Genomic DNA, 20,610 nt, shown 5'->3' with positions numbered 1-20,610 from the left:
CAATTTTAGTTTTTTGGCGTCCTGCCAAGTTTTCCATAAGGGCAACCGTTAGCCCCAACGCATTAGGATGATCATCCAAACAGCGCATAAGACGGTTGCTATCGCAATACTCACATTTGTTAGAGCAACAAATGCAAGGTGGATAAAGGCACTGCTAAGCAGGCCAATAAACAAACGATCACCTCGGGTGGTGGCAAGTGGCAAAAAACCACGGCGTTCTACACAAGGTGAGAGGATTTGCCAGACGGTCATGCTGACCAAAATGGCCGCAATCCCGATAAAAAACAGAGCAGTTGGTAGTGTCCAAGACATCCAAGCCATGATATTTCTCCTTACACTCGACCAAGGGCAAAACCCTTAGCGACATGGTTACGAACAAAATAGATAACAAGCATGCCTGGAATAATGGTGAGCACACCGGCGGCGGCTAACAGCCCCCAATCCATACCAGAGGCGGACACCGTCCGCGTCATAATGGCGGCAATCGGTTTCGCGTCTACGGATGTTAAGGTTCGTGCTAGCAAGAGTTCGACCCAAGAAAACATGAAACAGAAGAAGGCGGTTACCCCAATCCCAGAACGTATTAAGGGAATGAAAATACGCACAAAAAAGCGTGGGAAGGTGTAACCATCAATGTAGGCGGTCTCGTCAATTTCTCTTGGCACGCCACTCATAAAGCCTTCTAGAATCCACACGGCGAGTGGCACGTTAAACAAGCAATGGGCGAGTGCAACGGCGATGTGCGTGTCGAATAATCCCACGGACGAATACAGTTGAAAGAATGGCAATAAGAAAACCGCAGGAGGTGCCATGCGATTGGACAGTAGCCAAAAGAACATGTGCTTATCACCGATGAACTTATAGCGACTAAAAGCATAAGCGGCTGGCAATGCCACTAATAAACTGATGACCATGTTCATCGACACATAGAAAATTGAATTGACGTAGCCCATATACCAGGTCGCATCACCAAAAATTTTGGCGTAATTTTCCAGAGTGAAATTGTCTGGGAAGAAGGATAATCCGCTGAGAATTTCAGTATTGGTTTTAAAGGACATATTGATTAGCCAATAGATTGGCAAGAGCAATAGGACAATGTAGAGCACAAGTCCGAAACGACCACGCCATTGGGCATGTCGGGCCTTACGTTCGGCAGTGCTATGAACCGGTGCTTGTGTATTAGAAGGTGTCATAGTCGCCCCTATTTATCTTTCTGCATGTTCATGATGGTGGTATAGAAAACCCAGCACACCAACAAGATGATTAAGAAGTAAACCAATGAGAATGCCGCCGCTGGACCAAGGTCAAACTGACCAATGGCTTGTTGCACGAGTGCTTGGCTCAAAAAGGTTGTCGAACTACCTGGGCCACCACCGGTTAAGACAAATGGTTCGGTGTAAATCATGAAGGAATCCATGAAGCGTAATAACACACCGATAATCAGCACATTGGTTAACTTTGGTAGTTGGATATAGCGAAACACAGCCCAACGTGATGCGCGGTCGATGCGAGCGGCCTGATAGTAAACTTCAGGAATGGCTCTTAAACCTGAGTAGCAGAGTAAAGCGACCAGAGGTGTCCAGTGCCAAACGTCCATCAAAACAACGGTTAGCCAAGCGTCAGTCGGGTTCGATGCATAGTTGTAGTCAACGCCGATGTAGCTCATGAAGGCGCCAAATAAACCAATGTCAGCACGGCCGAAAATTTGCCAGATGGTGCCAACCACGTTCCAAGGTATCAATAAAGGAATGGCCACTAAAATGAGTGCAAGTGAAGCGCCTTTTCCTTTTGTCGGCATCATCAGCGCAACACAAATACCGAGTGGTATCTCAATGGCTAAGACCGTGAAGGAATAGATAAATTGACGCAATAGAGCATCATGCAGACGGCTATCGAGCATGACTTGTTGGAACCATTCGGTGCCTACAAAGTAGCGTGTAGATGGGTCAAAAATATCTTGTACGGAATAATTCACCACCGTCATTAAGGGAATGATGGCGGAGAAAGCCACAATCAAGAAAACGGGCAGTACAAGAAACCAGGCTTTATTATTTTCGACTTTAGTTTGCATCTTGTGTCTCCTGTTTAGGCTCGACTAGATAGTCATTGACATACACCTTGGTCCATTGCTCAGGGAAACTGACGTAGATCTGTCCTGATGGGATTTTTTGGTCTTCGCTGAGTCGAGCTTTCATCATTTGTCCGTTAAATAAGAAAGACAAAATTTTGTAGGTGCCAAGGTCTTCTACGTAGTCGACTTCTACCAAGAAGGCATCATCGCTTTTGCCATCCCAAACGTGGACAAATTCGGGGCGAATCCCCAGAGTGATTTTGTTCACCTGCATATCGGAAAGTTGCGCAAGCATGGCTTGGCTGGCGGTGATGTCATATTCACCAAAGCGAATCGCGGCAGTGCCATCGGCTTGTTGAATCAGGTCAGCCTCGAAGAAGTTCATGCCAGGGCTACCAATAAAGTAACCTACAAAGGTATGAGCTGGGTTTTCAAACAGTTCACGAGGTGTACCGAATTGCACGATCTGACCGTTGTACATGACGGCAATCTTATCGGCGAAGGTAGATGCTTCTAGCTGATCATGAGTAACGTACACCATGGTGATGTTAAACTGCTCATGGATTTGTTTGAGCTTACGACGTAGCTTCCATTTCAACTGCGGGTCGATAACCGTCAAAGGTTCATCGAACAAAATTGCAGAAACATCGTCACGCACCAAACCGCGTCCCATGGAGACTTTTTGTTTTTGGTCAGCGGACAGGCCTTTCGCTTTGCGTTTAAGCTGTTCGGTGAGTTCTAGAATCTCTGCCACTTCATGTACTTTAGAGCGTACCTTGTATTCTGGAACGCCAATGTTGCGTAATGGAAAGGCTAGGTTGTCGTACACTGACATGGTGTCGTATACCACAGGAAACTGAAACACTTGGGCGATATTACGTTCTTCAGGTTTGAGCTCATTGACGCGTTTGCCATCAAATAAAACTTCTCCTTCGGAAGGCTCGAGTAGGCCTGAAATAATATTCAATAGGGTGGACTTACCACAGCCAGAAGGCCCCAATAGAGCAAACGCCCCACCTTGTTCCCACACATGTGTCATTTCTCGAATGGCATACTCTTTTTGACCATCAGGTTTTTCGCCATAGCTGTGGGCGAGTGAATTAAGCGTAATTTCTGCCATGATTATTGCTCCCTCATACGTGCTGGGGAATGCACCATTTTACCTTCACTATCAAAGGCATAGAGTTTATGGGTTGGGAAATAGACCTTGATGTCTTGATCCACCTGGTATTCGTGTACACCCGATAAGTGCAGGACCAGATCAAAGTGCGAGTTATGAACATGAAGAAAGGTTTCAGAACCACTGATCTCGGCGAGGTCCACCTTGACTGGTAGTTCTAAGTCATCATCGGAATGTGGCACCAAGCCAATGTGCGATGCTCGCACCCCAAACTGATATTGACCAGGTGTCAGGTTGCGTAGGTCACTGTTGAGGCGGAAGTGAACCGTTTCATCAAAGGTGACTTCTTCCTCACTGACTCGACCAGGCACCAGATTGATCGGCGGCTCTGAGAACATTTCGGCGGTGATGATGTCTTTCGGCTGATGATAAACCTGCGCCGTTGGCCCCATTTGCAATAATTTGCCTTCGTGAAGAACGGCGGTATTGCCGCCAAGGGCAAGTGCTTCGTTGGGTTCTGTGGTGGCGTAAATGGCAATACAGTTACGCGCTTTAAACAAGGCTCTGAGCTCTTGTCTTAGTTCTTCGCGTAGTTTGTAATCCAGATTCACCAGAGGTTCATCAAACAGAATGATTTGTGAGTCTTTTACTAAGGCACGAGCCATCGCGGTTCGTTGTTGCTGACCACCGGACAGTTGTAATGGCAATCGATCTAGAAAGGGATCGATGCGCAACATGGTTGCAGTTTCCCGAACTCTTTGATCCACCTCTGCTTCATCCATTTTGGCGAGTCGCAAAGGTGAGGCGATGTTTTCGTAGACCGTAAGATTGGGGTAATTGATGAATTGCTGATAGACCATCGAGATGTTGCGCTCACGAACAGGCAGTCCGGTTACGTCAACACCGTTCATGAGAACGCTTCCCGTGGTCGGTCGATCAAGACCAGCCATCAGTCGCATTAACGTCGTTTTACCAGACAAGGTGCGCCCAAGTAACACGTTGAAGGAGCCTGGTTCAAGGGTCATGTTGACCTTGTCTATCCAAGTTTCACCCTCAACAACGCGCGAGACATTTTGCAGCGTCAGAGACATGTTTAGAACCTTATTTGTTGTTATTGTTTTCAATGCCGCATGTGTTCAGTGTGAATTGCAAAAGTGAACACGCAGGCTTTGTAATGATTAATACAAAGCTTGTGCCAAAATACTGAAATATTACTTAATATTTTTAACTAATTGAAAAATATGGAAAAATAACCTGACTATTAAATCAGGATAAAATGTTCAGATGTGAAAAAGACTGTTCAGATGTGTTCAAAGTGTTTAGAGTGGGAAAAAATTGTGAACACTGGATGAACACATTAGCGTCATCTGAGTAAGTTCTAAATAACAATAAAGAATGAACTTGGCGAATGCCCCTGATACGTCGGAGCTGGAAATGCCTGAGCAAGAACAACAAGAAAAGATGCCATCAAATGCCCTAGCCGAAGGGGCTCACGTCATCGATAAAACTCACAAAGAGCAAATTCAAGCCTCTTGGTATCGGTGTGAGCAGTTTGGTTTGGAGCACGGTAGTCGACCGGACTTTGCCAGTTTACCAAGAGGTGAACTGCACGATTTAATGGACCAACATCGCAGTCTATTGGAAACCACCGAAAACGAAGTATTGCCTTATTACGAGAATATTTTAAGCAATTCAGCTTGTATGATTGTGTTGGCCGATCGTCAAGGTCATGTCTTGAATACATGGGGACAACCGCGCTTTGGTACGGCTTCAGAGCATGGTCTGGTCGGTGGTAATCAGTGGAGTGAAATCGGTGTTGGCACAAACGCCATTGGCACCGCCTTGATTACTGGCCAAGCCATTCAGGTCGGTCGCGATGAGCATTACCTAAGAGCAAACCGCTTTATGGTCGGCTCGGCTTCTCCTATTTACAATACGCAAAACGATTTAGTCGGTGTGTTGGACATTTCATCAGACGCCTATTTGCCTCAGGATCATACCTTTGGCATGGTGAAGCTCATGTCTTTGAGTGTGGAAAATAGACTCATTTTTTCAGCCTTTCAACAAGAACATTTCATCCTTAGTTTCAACACCAATGTGACCAGTTTAGACAGTCATTGGTCGGGTATTTTGGTGTTGGATGAAAATGGCACCATAGTGTCAGCTAATCGTCGTGCTGAAGTGGTATTAGCACGGGATTTGGCTCTTCTGAATATTCGTCAGATTTTTGATATTGAAATGCGAGAGATTAAACACCACCCGGCCAGTTTACCCTTAAAGCTGATCGCGTTGGGTCGTTATCAGTTTTATGTCAAAGTCATACCACCAGTGCAACAGATTATGCGCGTACCAGATTTTCGCCAAGGTTCTGGGTATGTTCCTCCAACCCCTAAAAATAATAAAAACACTATACAAAACAAGGTTGAAGATTTGACTTTCATGGATATGAAAGACGCAAATCACGCGCGACATGATGTACCGCCAAATGTTATTCCATTGGCTGAGTTACAGCATGGCGATGCTCATGTAGAACGTTTGGTGAAACAAGCCCATAAGATAATGGAAAAGGACATTCCGATTTTAATCCATGGTGAAACAGGAGCGGGTAAAGAAATCTTTGTGCGCAGTTTGCATTATCATAGCTCGCGCCGAGAAGAGATGCTGGTGGCTGTGAATTGTGCTGCTATTCCGGCTGAATTAGTTGAGTCTGAACTTTTTGGTTATGAAAAAGGCGCTTTTACTGGGGCGCAAAATAAAGGTTCCATTGGCTTGATCCGACGAGCCCACAGAGGCACGTTATTTTTGGACGAAATTGGTGAAATGCCAATGGCTGTGCAATCAAGATTATTACGCGTGCTACAAGAAAGGGTAGTGACACCGTTAGGCTCAACAGAAGTTTATCCTGTGGACATTAAATTGATTTCTGCGACGAACAGAGCCTTAAAAGCAGAAGTGAAAGATGGGCGTTTTCGACAGGATTTATATTATCGTATTTCCGGTTTAAACATAGAGTTACCACCTTTGCGTGAACGACAAGATAAGGTGAAATTGATTGCCTATTTGCATGCAAGATTAAGTCAAGAAGAGCCCAGTCCTCCTTTATCAGATGATATGTTAGCTTTACTTGAGAAGCACCCGTGGCCAGGGAACATGCGTCAATTAGCCCATACCTTAAAGGTTGGCATGGCCATGGCTGACGGAGATGAGCTGGAAGAGTGGCACTTACCCGATGATTTTTTCGATGATCTGATGATGTCGCCCGCAGAGGAGATAGAGCATCGTGATGCCAGTACTGCTGCAGAACCACTTGAACAGCTGATTCCGCGTTTGTTGGATGAACACAAGGGGAATGTGTCACAAACTGCAAAAGCGGCGGGTGTCAGTCGAAATACTGTGTACAAATACACTAAGATGAAGACGACAAACTAAAGGTTCGCCTATGAGGTAATGGCTCGTCTTTCCAGAATGGGTGAGTCTTGATACCTTGTCACCATCAAAAAGATGGTTTTGTGTTCAAGTGGAGGCTAAGTGTGCTGAGTCGTTTGGTGTTGTTAATTGCATTTCCCCTGTGGTTAGTTGGCTGCGCTTCGACGCAAGATAACTCAGCACGTTTACCCGTCTTTCAGGCTTCGCATGATGGTGAGCAAGTGGCTTACATCACCACAGATGTTTCTGATCGCAAGATGGCAAAGGAAATGCAGGCAAATTATGCACCGCGTTTACGGGATGCGATTCCTCGTTACCCAAAACCACCACAGGTCAAAACCGTATTAGAACGGGTATATGGCTTTCCAAATAAAGAGCAACAAAATATCTTTGCCTCAGCGCCTGCTCCATTAGGCTATCTAAGTCAGGATCGCCATTACTCACCACTTTGGTTAATGTATTGGGTGGTTTGGCAAAACCCTCAAGAAATCTATGAGCTGACCTCAGAAGAGGCGGTGCTCGCGGCGGAAGAAGCTGGGTTAGTTCGTATTGAACGTAGTGATATTGTGGTTAACTGTCCAGTGTTGCCGTTTTTAACGGAATAATGCAGCGTTAACCTGTATATTCTTAATATGAGCTGAAGACCTCTATAAAGTTAGTGTATATCTGCTTGTTTGTTTTACATTTATAGCCTTTTTGTACTGTCTTTTGTTGGTAGTTTGTTACTTATATGGCATTATTTGACCAGTTACGCTTTATTACAAAAGGTTGAGATACACGATGGATGATAGATATATAAGAGGGATTTATGCTTCGTAAGTTGAGCGCACTATTTCCCTCTAGTAAACAAGTCCTATTTTCCTACGTCTTTATATCCGTTACTTGTTCTATATTACTTTTCTCTTTGGGGTTGTACTTTTATCTTTTGAAAGACATCTCTACTCGAACAGACCATGCTAAAGCAGCGTTAGCTTCGCAAATGGAAGCGATTTTTGTTGAACTAAAAAGTATTGCAAATGATGCAGACCTTTCTTGTGATGCTGACAGCATCACACGCTTGCGCAGCGCGACATTTTATTCCCCCACTTTTAAAGAATTTGGTCTGTTCAATTCAGATTACCAAGTTTTTTGTACCAATCTAGGGCCAAGAGATTTTAAGATTTTTAATAGCATTGCTCAGCGGATTGAAGCCAGCCCAGCCCATAGAACCGTGTCTCTCGTTAAATCACACACCTTAGGAGATAATGCGTTTCTGGTGTTCTATAAAGGTGAAAAAGGCATTGGGGTTAATGGCCTAGCACCGCCGAAACGTTTAGGAAACTATGTTGATCGTTGGCTGACATCAGGTTATGCCTATCAATTAACCTTGGGTAAACAAATGGTCGTATCCAATAGTGCGGATATTGAAGGTTCGATATTGGATAAACAGGTTCGCACGCTGGATGATTGGGCGATGAGTTTGGCGGTGTATTTGCCAGAGCGATATTATTGGCAACTTTATCAGTCAATGTGGCCCTTCATTTTTCTTTCCAGTGTTTTCTTATTTGTGTTATTTAGCGTTTTGCATTGGAGCTTTTTGTATTATCGCCGCTCGTTACCACAATGCATCAAAAGAGCCATTCAAAACAATGCCATGGAAGTGTATTTCCAGCCTATCGTGTCATTAGATGAAAACAGAACCCATGAATTGGAAGCATTAATTCGCTGGCATTCTCCTTATCATGGTCAGGTTTCCCCTTTATCTATTATTGAGGTGTCCGAGCGTTTAGGGCTAATTGATGAACTCACTTGGATGGTGATTCGTAAAGTGGGGATGCTCTTCCGTCAAAATGCGGAGTTGCTCAAAGACATTCGAATATCAGTGAATGTCGATCGACACAGTTTAATTCATGAAGATTTTGCCCCAACGTTGGCTAAAGTGACGGATGAATGGCCTGAATTAAAAGGACGCTTAGGGTTAGAAGTAACGGAAACAACGGCCCTGAATTCCATTGAGTTGCCTTTAATGGTGAGTCGATTTGAACACATCAAAGCGTTAGATATTCGCCTGTCGGTGGACGATTTTGGTACCGGTTATGCGGGATTGGATTTTTTACGACGTTTCCCATACGACACATTAAAATTAGATCAAATTTTTATTGCTAGCTTGAAAGAAGATCAATTTACTCGACAAGTCCTGACTTCTGTCACCAAGCTAGCGAAAGAGCTGAATATGGAAGTGGTTGCGGAAGGTGTGGAAAGAGAAGACCAACTAGAGGCCGTCAGGGAGTTGGGGGTTGAAAGAGTGCAAGGGTATTATTTCTGCCGACCTTTGCCGACTGATCAAGTCTTAGAGTGGTTGATGGCTGAGCAAGCGAGAAAAAGCCGTTTATAGCATTGTATTCCGCTTGGCCTTCTCTTACTCTTTGCTACCTTTTATTTTCAGAGAGCGATTCGCATGGCGATCTTGGTGTTTCGATTAAAATATGTCCCTGAGGAAGAAATCGACGATATTCGTCAACTTCTCACGGAGCATGATATTGATTTTTATGAAACCAGTGCGGGTCGTTGGCAAATATCCATGGCGGGTATTTGGGTAAGAGATAAACAGCAAGCTGAACAAGCACGAGCTCTCATTCGCGAAGATCAGCTAGAGCGCAGTCGTGATATGAAAATCCCCACTGCTGCTGATTACCTTTTAGGGTATTTTCAGCACGCACGTCAAAACCCTGCCGAGGCGTTTTTTACTCTAGTGGCAATTGGGTTGATCTTAAGCCTTTCTATTTTGCCTTTCATCTTGTCGTAATTTTTTAAGTATTTGTTACAGTGCTTTTAGCGACATTGGCACGCTGTGACTGGGCGCTGATGAGTTGAACCTTGATGGCGCAAAGAATGACGATGAACATGCCAAACAAGCTCAATACATCTGCATGGGAGCTTTCAATGAGCGTTGTCCACCATCCAAAAAACACCACAAGCTCCGTTAGGATAAAGGCCATCACCGGAGTGAGCGCCACGGATGCACTTACTTGCACGGTTTGCCAATAACGCATGGCTTGAGCAAACGCACCATAAGCAATCAAGGTATTAAGACAGCAAAAAGCCGCAATCCAAAATTCGTCATTCGATAAACCAGCGAGATCACTTGGTCTAGAAAATGGCAGCATGACGATGCTGGCATAGGCATAAATGGCCAATAATATATTGCTTGGCGATAGGCATTTAAAGAGCGATTTTTGCAATAAGGCGTAGCACGACCAAGCAGAGGCTGAGATCTGAATAATAAAAAATCCTAACCACATATTGGCGTGATCCGCTTGTCCAAGAATCGGGTGAAAGAAGGTCAGTATGCCCAATCCTATTCCTGCAAAGCAAAGCCATTGTTGCCAGTTTACTTTCTCTTGTAGAAAAAACAGTCCGCCTAGGGCAAGGAACAAGGGCGCACTTTGAAAACTCAACTGAGCAGAACCTGGCAACATATAAGATAAGCTCCAGGCAAAGCAGGTGTAGTTGATGATCAAAAAGCTCCCAGCGGCAAACAGCCGTAACCATTGTTGGCGAGAGAGGCGACGGAACTCCTGTAACTGTCCGCGCTGCCATTGCCAAGTTCCTAATAAAAGACCGGCGACGCAGAATCTTAGCCAAGTTAAGGTAATTGGATCAGAAAAATCCCCAGAGAGCTTTAATGCAATAGGTAACATCCCCCAAAACAATACCGTGATGGCACTGAAGAAAAATCCGTATAAAAAAGTTTGTTTGGCGTTCAGCATGACCGTCTCTCATGAAAGGGAACAAGATAGTTAAAGAATGCCGTGTCTTAATCATGTTATCCAATGCATAATGTTTCTAATAATTATGCAAGAAACGGTTTTTGGTTATGATATCGAATGCATTACAGCAACTTGATTTAAAAGCCTTAACAGGTTTGATTTTATTGCTTGAAGAGCGGCATGTTGGCCGAGCGGCACAGCGCATGTCTTTAAGTCAATCCGCCATGAGTCGTTTGCTAATGCGCTTGCGTCATGCATTTGATGATCCGTTATTTATTCGAACATCGAGTGGAATGGCGCCCACCGCTAAGGCCTTAGAACTCGAAGGTCCGATTAAACTCATGCTTGAGCAGATGGCCAGTATGCAGATCTCACCGGATTTCGATCCTAATACCAGTCGACGTGTGTTCCGCTTGTTAACCACTCACTACCAAGCGCAGGCTTATGTACCGTCGATCGCGGAACGTTTTTATCGAGAGGCGCCGTTGGCGTCCTTAGAAACCACCACCATTACCGAAACCAGTTTATTGAGGCAAACCGAACAGTCTGGTGATTTGTATTTATGCAGTGAATACATAGAGGTGCCGAATAATTTTAAACGGACTTTATTTGGTCGTGAGAAATTTCGCTGCATTATGTCTCAGTCACACCCTCTTGCGAATCAGCCCAAGCTGACATTAGACGATTACATGCGTTATCAGCATGTGTTGGTGAACATGGGCGGTTCAATGCAAGTCGTGAGTGACTCTCTATTGGGTGAAAGAGCAAAAGAGCGGCGATTCGCATTCCGAACGCCTTATTTTATGGCCGCGCTGGAAACAGTGTCGAGAACCCAGTTACTGCTTAGTACAAGTGGTTTACTACCCTCTCGATTTCAACAGGTATTTGGTTTAGTGATGAAAGATCTTCCATTTGAGTTTCCTGATGTGCATTACTATTTGTGTTGGCCCAGAACTTCGTCGGGAGATCCCGCTGCTGAATGGTTTCGACAAATGGCGAGAGAGGTGGTGCAGTCTTTGGTGCCTTATCCTGATCACCTTGACTAAGGTGCTTCTTGCCAGCTTAGGTATTCGGTTATACTTAGCGTTTAGCAATCAAAAATGGCGATTCTGTGGCTCATAAAAGCAAGCATACCAAGGCTAAACGTAGCAACAAACTAGAGTTGCATCCTCGCAATCCTCATCGTGCGCGTTATGATTTTGCCTTGTTGGCGGACTCTTGTCCTGAGTTATCCCATTACATTCAGCTCAATAAATATGGTAATGAATCGATTGATTTCGCTAACCCAAATGCGGTGAAAGCGCTCAATCGTGCGTTACTAAATCATTTTTATGGCGTGGCGTTTTGGGACATTCCAGCTGGCTTCTTGTGCCCTCCCATTCCCGGTCGAGCCGATTACATCCATTATTTAGCGGACTTGCTGGCGGCCAGTCATGACGGCGTTATTCCGCGTGGTAAGAATATTAAAGTGTTGGATGTTGGTGTTGGTGCAAACTGCGTGTATCCGATTGTTGGGCACCAAGAATATGGCTGGCAATTTGTGGGCTCCGATGTGAATCCCATTGCGATCGCCACTTGCTCAACCATTATCAAGTCCAACCCGTGTTTGAAAAATGCGGTGAGTGTTCGACAACAAGGGTCGGAAAAAGCCATCTTCAAAGGCGTTTGGCAGGCGGATGAACGATTTGATTTAACCTTGTGTAATCCGCCATTTCATACCAGTCAATCGGCCATGCTGGAAGAGTCTCAGCGTAAGTGGCGTGGTGTCAAAGGGGCGTCAAACACGACTCGTAAAAATGGGCCTCAAAAAGTCTCTCTTAATTTTGGTGGAACAGCACCAGAACTCTGGTGTGAAGGTGGTGAAGCCGGTTTTATCGTACGTATGGTTAAGGAAAGTACTCAATACCGGGATCAATGTTTTTGGTTTACTTCGTTAGTGGCTCGTCAAAGCAATTTAGACACCATTCAAAACGCCCTAAAAGACGTTGGAGCTAGACAAGTGAAGGTGATTGAGATGGCACAAGGCCAAAAAATCAGCCGATTTGTCGCCTGGAGTTTCCTTGCCGACGATCAAATCGACTATTGGCGTGATCATTATTGGCAGCAATAGCCGCCAATAATGAACTGGCCGATATTTTCTATATTGACTTACAATGCCGTGGCGATTTCAGCGGCCAGACGGGCGTTGTTAAACACCAGTTGAATGTTGCTGGCGAGACTATTACCGCCAGTCAGTTCGGCAACACGTGCTAATAAGAAAGGTGTGGACTCTTTACCACCGACACCTTGCTCTTCCATTTCCGCTAAGGCTTGGTTGATGGCTGAGTCAATCGCCTCTTTGTCCATCGCAAACTCTTCAGGGATTGGATTGGCAATGACAGCGCCACCATGTAACTGCATACCCCATTTTGCACTGATGAATTGTGCAATGTCTTTGGCGCTCGCCATGTTGTAATCCACGGTATGATCACTTTCACGAGTATAAAAAGCTGGTAAGACATCAGTCTTATAGCCTAGCACTGGTACCCCTTGAGTCTCTAAGTATTCGCGAGTTAAGGCCAAATCCAAAATCGACTTCGCGCCAGCACAAACTACTGCCACATTCGTTTTGGCCAGCTCTTGCAAGTCGGCTGAGATATCGAAGGTTTGTTGCGCGCCACGGTGAACACCACCAATGCCGCCTGTTGCGAATACTCGTATGCCAGCCATTGCGGCAATAATCATAGTGGCCGCAACAGTCGTGGCGCCGTGTTGTTTCTGAGCAACCACAAAAGGTAAATCACGACGAGAGCATTTGGTCACGGACAAACCGGCTTTCGCTAACGTATCGATTTCATCGCTGCTGAGCCCAGCTTTAAGACGACCATCGATAATCGCAATGGTCGCTGGAATGGCGCCATTGTCACGAATAACTTGCTCCACTTTTTTAGCGGTTTCTGCGTTCTGTGGCCAAGGCATACCATGGGAAATGATGGTGCTTTCTAAAGCAACAACGGGTTTGCCGGAAGCAATGGCTTCAGCGACTTCTGGGTGAATATCAAGGAATTGATTCATAGTGTTTGCATCCATTGAGTGACAGTTTGAACACTGAGTTCAGGGTGATTGGCGTGAGGGCTCTCTAATGTCATGGCTGCACAAGCCAATGCAAAAGAAAGCCGTTGTTCTGTTTGTTCGAATTGTTCGCAAGCCGTTAAATAGCCGGCAAGCAGGGCATCGCCGGCACCTGTATCGCTGACTGGTGTCGTAGGGTAGCAGTTCTGAAGATGATGTCCTGATGCATCACAGTGCAGTAACCCTTGGCTTCCAAGACTCAGCAGAACGGTTTGGACGCCCTGTTGTCTTAATGTCTTTGCAAGTTGTTTTGGGTCTTCTTCTTGGCTGTTGAGTATGGCTCTGGCTTCATCCTGATTGACCTTTAGGACATCCAGATGCGCGAGAATAGGTAATAATTTTGGTGCTTTCGTTGCAGACACTGCATCGGCAATGAAGGTAGCATTAATGGGTTGTTGAGCAAGCCAAGTAATGCATTCTTGCGATAAATTGGCGTCTACAATAATGCGGCTTGCGCCTTGTAATAAGGCGGTTTTAGCGACTAAGCGACTGGTTTCTAATGTGTCGATAATACGCATATCAGCAATAGCAGCTTGCAGCTGACCAAGCTCGTTGCTGATTGCTAAATAAGTCCCCGTTGGTAAGTTGTCGTGGCGAATCACGTGATGGGTATCGACTCCGCTGGTTCGAGTCTGTTCGATTAGCCAGTCGCCGCGTTGGTCTAAACCAATGGGGGCAATCAGATGCACTTTTTCACCTAGGCGGGCTAAGTTTTCCGCGATATTTCGGCCAACTCCGCCGGGGCTTTGGTTTATTTGTCCTGGGTTGGAGTCTTGCGGTAACCATTGCACAAGGCTATTACCGTTGATGTCGACATTGGCTCCACCAATGACCACATAGGCATTTTGTTCAGCTAAAAGGTAGCCTTTACCTAAAATATGGCCTTGTCTTGTCAGCTGCATAATGTGGCTGGCGACTGACTCACGAGTCATATTGAGTCGATCTGCAAGCGCTTTTTGTGAGGCTAACGGATCTTGTTTAATCGCTTCATAAACGCGCAAGGTTTGTTCTTTCATAATTCATTTTTAACAAAAGTTGAAAACAATAACTTATGTTAAAGGTTGGCTGGTGACAAGTCTTTTTGTCCGGTGTGGCATAAATATTTGATAAGCCCTATTATTCAAGACACGATAAATGTGGCCAGCCATTTGCTTTGATATTCATTAGTATCAAGCGAGATCAATATGAGGATGTAAGGTGTTCAGCAGCTTTCAGGCGCGATTAATTTTATTTGTTTTGGCTTTATTGGCGCTTGCTCAGCTGGGAACCGCGCTGGCCGTGTTGTCGTCTTTAAAAGAAGATAACTATCGACAGGGCGTGCAATCAATTGATGTTTCTCGAAATGTCTTCGATTTGTTATTGGAAGCCAGAGCTGAGCAGCTTACCAAAGGGGTTGAAATTCTAACTTCAGATTTTGGCTTTAAACAGGCGGTTGCGACTAAGGAAACTGGCACCATCCGTTCTGTCTTACAAAATCACGGTGCGCGAATCAATGCTGATGTGTCTCTTTTAGTCTCTCCTGCTGGCGAGGTCATCACGATGACACAAGCGCTAAATGCCAGTGAAGTAGTCGCAGACTTAGTTTTTGCGGCAAGACGTTCCGGCGGGTCATCTATTAGTACCATGATTGCATTCGGCGATCTGGCGTATCAACTGGTGCTGGTGCCAGTAAGGTCGCCTAATATTGTGGCTTGGGTTGGCATGGCATTTCTGCTTGATCAGTCTTTGGCGGAAGAAATCAAAGGCGTTACTGGACTCGACATCAGTTTTGTTTATGGAACCCAAGATGAACGGGTTCTGTTTGGTGGTACCACCTTGCCATCCGCTGAAGGGCAGCGCTTATTAAACGAAATAGAGAGCATCGAAGACGCTTTGCAAGAGCCTGTATTTTCTAACGATGAAAAGTACTTGTCTTTGGCGGTCGATTTGGGGGTGAAGAATCAGTGGGGCATGATTCATTTGCCTTATGGGCCTTGGAAAGAAAGTTATAACTTCACGCGTAACCAATTACTGGGTATTTTTGCTGGTGCCTTGGCCTTAGCTTTGCTGATGGGGCTGGCATTGGCGCGAAATATGACGCGTCCTATTAGTCATTTGGTTGAATTCGCAAACAGTATAGGGAAAAGCGTACAGCAAGCTGAGTTGACTGTGCCAAAAATGACGGGAGAGTTTGGGGTGTTGTCGAACACCATGAAGGTTATGCAGCATTCCATTTTAATGCGTGAAGAAGAGCTGACTTACCGAGCTTCCCATGACATGTTGACTGGCTTAAATAATCTAAGTGCCGTTGAACAGTATCTGCAGAAGACCTTACCGACAAAGGAAGGAGGACTGTTACTGTTGAACATTCGTCGTTTTCGTAACATCAATAATATGCTGGGCTTTGATCTGGGGAATATCTTGCTGGGTAAAGTGGCGAATCGGCTACAAGAGTGGGCGAGTCAGGCCAATATGATTGCGCGTTTAGGTGACGATAAGTTTCTATTGATTTTTCAGCGTAACATTACCGCTCAAGATTGCTCTGCTTTAAAAGAATTGATGAATGACGAACTTGAAGTGGCGTTAGGTTCAGAACTTCGTATTGACGTGAGCATGGGGGTTTTACCGCTGGAACATGCTACGGAGAGTGTTAATGCGGCGTTAAGGCGGCTTGATATCGTGACCGAGAAGGCCAAAGAGGAGAGTGATGGTTGTGCTTTCTATCAAGTTGGTGAAGATGAAAACCATCGTCGCCAGTTAACCATTATTCGCGACTTGCCTGCCGCGTTAGAAGCGAATCAACTGTTTGTGGTGTATCAGCCTAAAGTCGGTTTAGCACAAGACGACTGTCATGAGGCGGAAGCCTTGATTCGATGGATTCACCCCGAGTTAGGTTTTATTCCCCCCGATGAATTTATTACGCTCTTAGAAAACGCGGGCAGTATCCAATTGTTAACGAAATGGGTACTGAATACCGTGTTGATGCAGTTGAGCGAATGGTGGCAACAAGGTCATAACATTCGTGTTGCCATCAATTTATCGGCTCATGATTTGGTGGATGAAGAGTTACCCTTAATCGTTTCTCTTGCTTTGGAGGCCAATCAGTTGCCAGTAGAGGCGTTGGCATTGGAAGTGACAGAAAGTGCTGTCATGACGGATCGCAATAAAGTTATTAATATCTTACAAGCACTACAAAATATGGGCATTCATTTGGCTATTGATGACTTTGGTACCGGTCAGTCGTCATTAGCGTATCTGCAGGATTTGCCTGTCAATGAAGTGAAGATAGACCGTGCCTTTGTTCAGCACATTGATACCAATAAGGGGGATGCATCCATTGCTCAAGCCAGTATCAATTTGTCACACAGTTTAGGATTTCAGGTGACGGCTGAAGGAGCGGAAAACCAAGCTGGGGTAGCGCTTTTAAGAGCGCTGCACTGTGATAAAATACAAGGGTATTTTTATTCTAAACCATTAAAAGCCGTCGATTTTTTTGCTTGGCGAGCTGAGTTTAATGACAAGTCGAATGGATCAGTTTAATTGCTAAGGTGGAATCCGCTATGTTGCTATTGATACGGATGGCATTGCTGTTGGTGTTGGTTGTATTGGTAACTTTGTTGGGCATTGTGTTTTGTTTATTGACCTTAAAATCCAAAAATCGTGTGTATCATCTCGGTCGAGTGTTTGCGCAAGTTGGGCCTTTATTTGGCCTGACGGTAGAAGGTCGAGTGTCTGAGGCGGCCAAAACTGTTCCTCAAGCTGTGTATGTTGCTAATCACCAAAACAACTTTGATCTCTTTACTCTTGCCGTGGTGGTGCCAAAAGGTGTGGTGACGGTGGGAAAAACCAGTTTACGCTGGATCCCCTTCTTTGGCCTGCTGTACTGGGTAAGTGGCAACATTCTAATTAATCGTAACGATCGAAAAAAAGCGATTGCGACCATAGATCAGGTGGTCAGCAGTATGAAACGAACCGGGTTATCCATTTGGATGTTTCCTGAAGGGACGCGCAGTCGTGGTCGTGGTTGGTTACCCTTTAAACGTGGTGCATTTCATGCGGCAGTTCAGGCTGGCGTGCCTGTCATTCCTGTGGTCTGTAGCAGTACACATAATCAGGTTAAATTAAATCGTTGGAATAATGGTAAAGCAAAAGTGGTCATGTTGGATCCGATTTCCACAGAAGGTCTTCATGAAACCGATGTGATCACACTGATGCAACAGTGTGAAGAGCAGATGCACCAAGCGCAGCAGCGCTTAGATGCGGAGTTGGCGGCTAAGGGGTAAGCTTATTGGTTACTATCTGCTGCAAGGAGCTTTCTAATGGCGCTTGTAGTGGATTATCGGCTTGATACCATTGTGGATGTTGTCTGGCTTTTTGAAAGTCGTTCAACAAGGGCTTAATGGTGTCTTTGTTGCTAGAACTGTCTTTTGCATTGCCCTCATTTACTTGGAAAGCCTGTTGAGTTGCGTGACCGCGCTGATGTAAATGAGCGATTGTCTGCAAGCCTCGTAATGCCAGTAACCCCAAAGTGGCATCATCAAGGCATAAATAATGACGCTTGGTCAGTTTGCTTTTGATGGTGTCTTTATAGTGTTTCCCTGTTTGCCATCCCGCCCCTAATAACGAGCCAATCCCTGTGGCTGTTCCTAAACTCAATCCTGCTGACATAACATCGATGCCTGCGCCAATAGCCGCTCCGGTTAGAGCTCCACTACTTGTTTCCAGTCCCCATTCTTGTAGCGTGTCTTTGGCAAACAAGTCTTGTTGCCATTGAGCATTTTGGATGTCGAGATGACTGAGCTGAACATCGTCTGAGCGAAATTCATAAAGCCCTAAAAGGCGCTCTAAAAAGCTGTGTTCCAACCCTTGTATAACCTGTTCAAAGTTGGTTTGTTGTTGAGCATTAGGTGGATACTGATCTGCTAACAGTCGATAGCTGGCCGCATTGATGAGCAGTTGCGCAAGTTGAGCAATGGCGGATTGAAAGCGCAATTTAGCCGCTTGCTGACGAACTTGGATAAAGCGCTCCAATAGATCATAGTCCTCGGGCATGAGGCTTTGAATGCTTTGGTATAAGCGCTTTTCGTCTTCAAAGTAAAACGCCACAGAATCGTATTTCACCAAAGTATGCAGATGGCGTTCCGCTAGAATTTCTCGCCACATACTGGTGTGAGGCGTTGCGCTGGCGCTGAAATTTAGAATGGGCACAATGGGCTTGTTTGCACTGGCAAGAATGTCCAGCTCATTCAGATATTTACCAAGTGGTGCCTGACGTACATCGATCACATATAAGATGATGTCCGTTTGCGTGAGTTGAGTCAGTATTTTCGCTTCTTGTTCGAACTCGCCATGAGCATAATCGCTTTGGCAAAACATGGTTAACCAGTCACTGCCCGTGTGGGAGAAAAAGGGAGGTTGTTGTCTGAGTTGCCACAACCCAATGGAATCTTCAAATCCCGGCGTGTCGGTTAATTGCATGATTTGCTGATTTTCCAGCGTGATGGCGACACTTTCGACATGACGTGTTGTGCCTGCTTGGTCGGCTATCTCACCAAAATCATGACGACGCAGTAAGGTGCGAATCAAAGAGGTTTTGCCTGTGTTTGCATGCCCAACGACTAACAATTTAATTGGCATAGTTTACTCCTCCGGCAAGCACTTGAGTTCAGGTAAGTTCAGTTGTTCAGATAAGGCGGCCCACGCATTATCAAAATGCCCTGACTTGGTTTTCCATAGCACCATTTGGAGGTGTGGTTGTTGCCTCGCTAAGCTGCTTAGAAAGCGAGTCGTGCCTCGGTCAGGACTGTAAGTGTTACTGACCAAGAGATACGTTGTTTGCTGTGGAGCAAGCGCTAAAAAGGCTTGTTGTTGCGTTTGGTCATTTAGTACCTGCGTATTGGCTTGTATGAGAGGCGCAGGAATGTCATCACTCCATTCAAAAAGCCCCCACAAACTATCAGCTTCTACTTGGCAAATTGACCGGGTTTTGCTGGGCTTTGATTGATTCTGATGTCGCTGGTGATGGTCTGGATCGATAATACGTTTTTGTTGTCTTTCTTGGTGTGTGTAGCGATTCAGAATGATGTCTTCTTGTGGGCTGCGTTTACGGGTTACACGCTTGAGCCGATACATTGCCATACACATCATCAGTAACAGTAACCTAGGCAAAATACCATACATGATCACACTGCCGAGTAAGAAGTTTGCCCAGTGTTGTCGTGTGGCTTGGTTTTGTAGTGTTTGATCGACACGGCTGGAAAGTATGTCGGCTTGAGTTGGTAGATCTAAGCCTAACCATGTTAATGGGGTGCTTAACCATTGCGTTAACGCTAAAAAGCGACTGTCGCTAAGCAACGTCGTTTCCCAGATAAAACTCACTTGATTGGTCAGTAACAGCAATATTGTCATTAATAAACCAGCACACAGATAACTTAACCAAGCGCCATGAGACAGGCTGCTAGCAAGCCAAGTTTGGCTTTTTGCTGGGTTCTGCCAATGCCAAAAAGCCTTACTGACTTGCACCTCAATGGCCAGCCAATGACTGATCTTATGGAGTAAAAAAGTTAATAAACCTAATAAAAAAGGGCTGTTGTTCCGGCTGGGTTTAAGGTGTAACCAAATGAGGCTACCTAACCACAAAAACAGGTTGATTAGGTGAACCCCTAATAGGGTTAACAACAACCAATAAATATTAATGTGCTTGCTTTCGTTGAGCAGAAAACTGCTAGGCGTAATCACAAGTCCAATGACAAAACTCAGCAACATTAGAGCCAAAATGCCATTAGTAAAATAGCGTTTAAGACGAGCGTATTGTTCCATGTAGCTTGAAGCATTGACGGCGGTTGGTTGGTCGAGTGCCTGCAGCGCCTGATCTAAATGGTTGGCGTGTGCAGGCAGTGTTAAATCTGAGTGGCTCTCTAAATAAGCGGCTAACGCCAGTTTTTCATTCCTTGATGGAAACGTCATACCTAATACAGTCTCATTGTGCGGTCATAAAAGAACATGCTTCTTTTGTACGCGAACTCAAGGTTAAAGGCAAAATTAGGCGATGAAGGCGGAGACGAAAAAGAGCGTTTCTGTCGTAGCGTCGAGAAATGAACTAGGCTTTTTTTGATACTTGGAGGTAGGTTTGTATCCCATTGTTCTCACTTAAA

General features: G+C 45.2%; 18 protein-coding genes. 8 read left to right on the top strand and 10 right to left on the bottom strand.

The features are described from left to right. Positions 1-48: 48 nt before the first annotated feature. From DFP76_RS01565 to DFP76_RS01545, 5 genes are read right to left on the bottom strand one after another with little or no spacing between them, the layout of a single operon-like run. Positions 49-321: a DUF2160 domain-containing protein gene (locus tag DFP76_RS01565; RefSeq protein WP_013794786.1), complete on the bottom strand. Its 273-nt coding sequence runs from the start codon at positions 319-321 to the stop codon at positions 49-51. Between the two features lie 11 nt (positions 322-332). Next, positions 333-1,193: a carbohydrate ABC transporter permease gene (locus DFP76_RS01560; RefSeq protein ID WP_013794787.1), complete on the bottom strand. Its 861-nt coding sequence runs from the start codon at positions 1,191-1,193 to the stop codon at positions 333-335. Between the two features lie 8 nt (positions 1,194-1,201). Then, positions 1,202-2,071: a carbohydrate ABC transporter permease gene (locus DFP76_RS01555; RefSeq protein ID WP_013794788.1), complete on the bottom strand. Its 870-nt coding sequence runs from the start codon at positions 2,069-2,071 to the stop codon at positions 1,202-1,204. Beyond that, positions 2,061-3,191: an ABC transporter ATP-binding protein gene (locus DFP76_RS01550; RefSeq protein WP_113872928.1), complete on the bottom strand. Its 1,131-nt coding sequence runs from the start codon at positions 3,189-3,191 to the stop codon at positions 2,061-2,063. Before DFP76_RS01550 ends, DFP76_RS01555 begins: the two co-directional genes overlap by 11 nt. A gap of 2 nt (positions 3,192-3,193) precedes the next feature. Next, a complete protein-coding gene (locus tag DFP76_RS01545) occupies positions 3,194-4,282 on the bottom strand; it encodes an ABC transporter ATP-binding protein (RefSeq protein WP_113872927.1) in 1,089 nt (362 codons plus the stop codon). A gap of 370 nt (positions 4,283-4,652) precedes the next feature. Between DFP76_RS01545 and DFP76_RS01540 the strand changes: the two genes are divergently transcribed. The 4 genes from DFP76_RS01540 to DFP76_RS01525 all read left to right on the top strand — a co-directional run bounded on the left by DFP76_RS01540 (position 4,653) and on the right by DFP76_RS01525 (position 9,402). Further along, positions 4,653-6,620 (top strand): sigma-54-dependent Fis family transcriptional regulator, encoded by a 1,968-nt coding sequence (locus tag DFP76_RS01540; protein WP_425451748.1) that lies wholly within the window; start codon positions 4,653-4,655, stop codon positions 6,618-6,620. A gap of 101 nt (positions 6,621-6,721) precedes the next feature. Beyond that, positions 6,722-7,222 (top strand): DUF7482 domain-containing protein, encoded by a 501-nt coding sequence (locus DFP76_RS01535; RefSeq protein WP_113872925.1) that lies wholly within the window; start codon positions 6,722-6,724, stop codon positions 7,220-7,222. A gap of 203 nt (positions 7,223-7,425) precedes the next feature. Further along, positions 7,426-8,991 (top strand): EAL domain-containing protein, encoded by a 1,566-nt coding sequence (locus DFP76_RS01530; protein WP_113872924.1) that lies wholly within the window; start codon positions 7,426-7,428, stop codon positions 8,989-8,991. A 75-nt stretch (positions 8,992-9,066) separates the two neighbouring features. Beyond that, complete coding sequence (locus tag DFP76_RS01525; protein ID WP_245931837.1) at positions 9,067-9,402, top strand: DUF6164 family protein; 336 nt, start codon at positions 9,067-9,069, stop codon at positions 9,400-9,402. A gap of 4 nt (positions 9,403-9,406) precedes the next feature. Here the strand turns inward: DFP76_RS01525 and DFP76_RS01520 are convergent, their stop codons facing one another. After that, positions 9,407-10,366 (bottom strand): DMT family transporter, encoded by a 960-nt coding sequence (locus tag DFP76_RS01520; RefSeq protein WP_113872922.1) that lies wholly within the window; start codon positions 10,364-10,366, stop codon positions 9,407-9,409. A 107-nt stretch (positions 10,367-10,473) separates the two neighbouring features. Here DFP76_RS01520 and DFP76_RS01515 point away from each other — a divergent pair, with 107 nt between their 5' ends. Both DFP76_RS01515 and rlmF read left to right on the top strand, forming a co-directional pair. Next, the gene (locus tag DFP76_RS01515; protein WP_113872921.1) at positions 10,474-11,412 is read left to right on the top strand and encodes a LysR family transcriptional regulator; all 939 of its coding nucleotides are present in this window, start codon (positions 10,474-10,476) and stop codon (positions 11,410-11,412) included. A gap of 65 nt (positions 11,413-11,477) precedes the next feature. Then, positions 11,478-12,476 (top strand): 23S rRNA (adenine(1618)-N(6))-methyltransferase RlmF, encoded by a 999-nt coding sequence (gene rlmF / locus DFP76_RS01510; RefSeq protein ID WP_113872920.1) that lies wholly within the window; start codon positions 11,478-11,480, stop codon positions 12,474-12,476. Between the two features lie 38 nt (positions 12,477-12,514). On the opposite strand, the gene DFP76_RS01505 is transcribed toward rlmF, so the two are convergent. After that, positions 12,515-13,420 (bottom strand): pseudouridine-5'-phosphate glycosidase, encoded by a 906-nt coding sequence (locus tag DFP76_RS01505; protein ID WP_113872919.1) that lies wholly within the window; start codon positions 13,418-13,420, stop codon positions 12,515-12,517. Continuing rightward, positions 13,417-14,493, bottom strand: coding sequence for a carbohydrate kinase (locus tag DFP76_RS01500; RefSeq protein WP_113872918.1), 1,077 nt, complete (start codon positions 14,491-14,493; stop codon positions 13,417-13,419). The genes DFP76_RS01505 and DFP76_RS01500 overlap by 4 nt, the downstream gene beginning before the upstream one ends. A 181-nt stretch (positions 14,494-14,674) precedes the next feature. Between DFP76_RS01500 and DFP76_RS01495 the strand changes: the two genes are divergently transcribed. Together DFP76_RS01495 and DFP76_RS01490 are read left to right on the top strand one after the other, a co-directional pair. Then, positions 14,675-16,996, top strand: a complete 2,322-nt coding sequence (locus DFP76_RS01495) for a putative bifunctional diguanylate cyclase/phosphodiesterase (RefSeq protein WP_113872917.1) — start codon at positions 14,675-14,677, stop codon at positions 16,994-16,996. Positions 16,997-17,016: 20 nt separating this feature from the next. Then, the gene (locus tag DFP76_RS01490; RefSeq protein ID WP_113872916.1) at positions 17,017-17,739 is read left to right on the top strand and encodes a 1-acylglycerol-3-phosphate O-acyltransferase; all 723 of its coding nucleotides are present in this window, start codon (positions 17,017-17,019) and stop codon (positions 17,737-17,739) included. On the opposite strand, the gene DFP76_RS01485 is transcribed toward DFP76_RS01490, so the two are convergent. Together DFP76_RS01485 and DFP76_RS01480 are read right to left on the bottom strand one after the other, a co-directional pair. Then, positions 17,729-19,093: a DUF3482 domain-containing protein gene (locus DFP76_RS01485; protein WP_113872915.1), complete on the bottom strand. Its 1,365-nt coding sequence runs from the start codon at positions 19,091-19,093 to the stop codon at positions 17,729-17,731. The two genes, DFP76_RS01490 and DFP76_RS01485, sit on opposite strands and share 11 nt — an antisense overlap. 3 nt (positions 19,094-19,096) lie before the next feature. After that, positions 19,097-20,422: a DUF2868 domain-containing protein gene (locus DFP76_RS01480; RefSeq protein WP_113872914.1), complete on the bottom strand. Its 1,326-nt coding sequence runs from the start codon at positions 20,420-20,422 to the stop codon at positions 19,097-19,099. Positions 20,423-20,610 lie beyond the last annotated feature (188 nt).

The sequence above is a fragment of the Marinomonas aquiplantarum genome, from assembly GCF_003314975.1.
Classification (GTDB): Bacteria; Pseudomonadota; Gammaproteobacteria; order Pseudomonadales; family Marinomonadaceae; genus Marinomonas; species Marinomonas aquiplantarum.
This window is presented reverse-complemented; position numbering and strand designations above follow the sequence as displayed.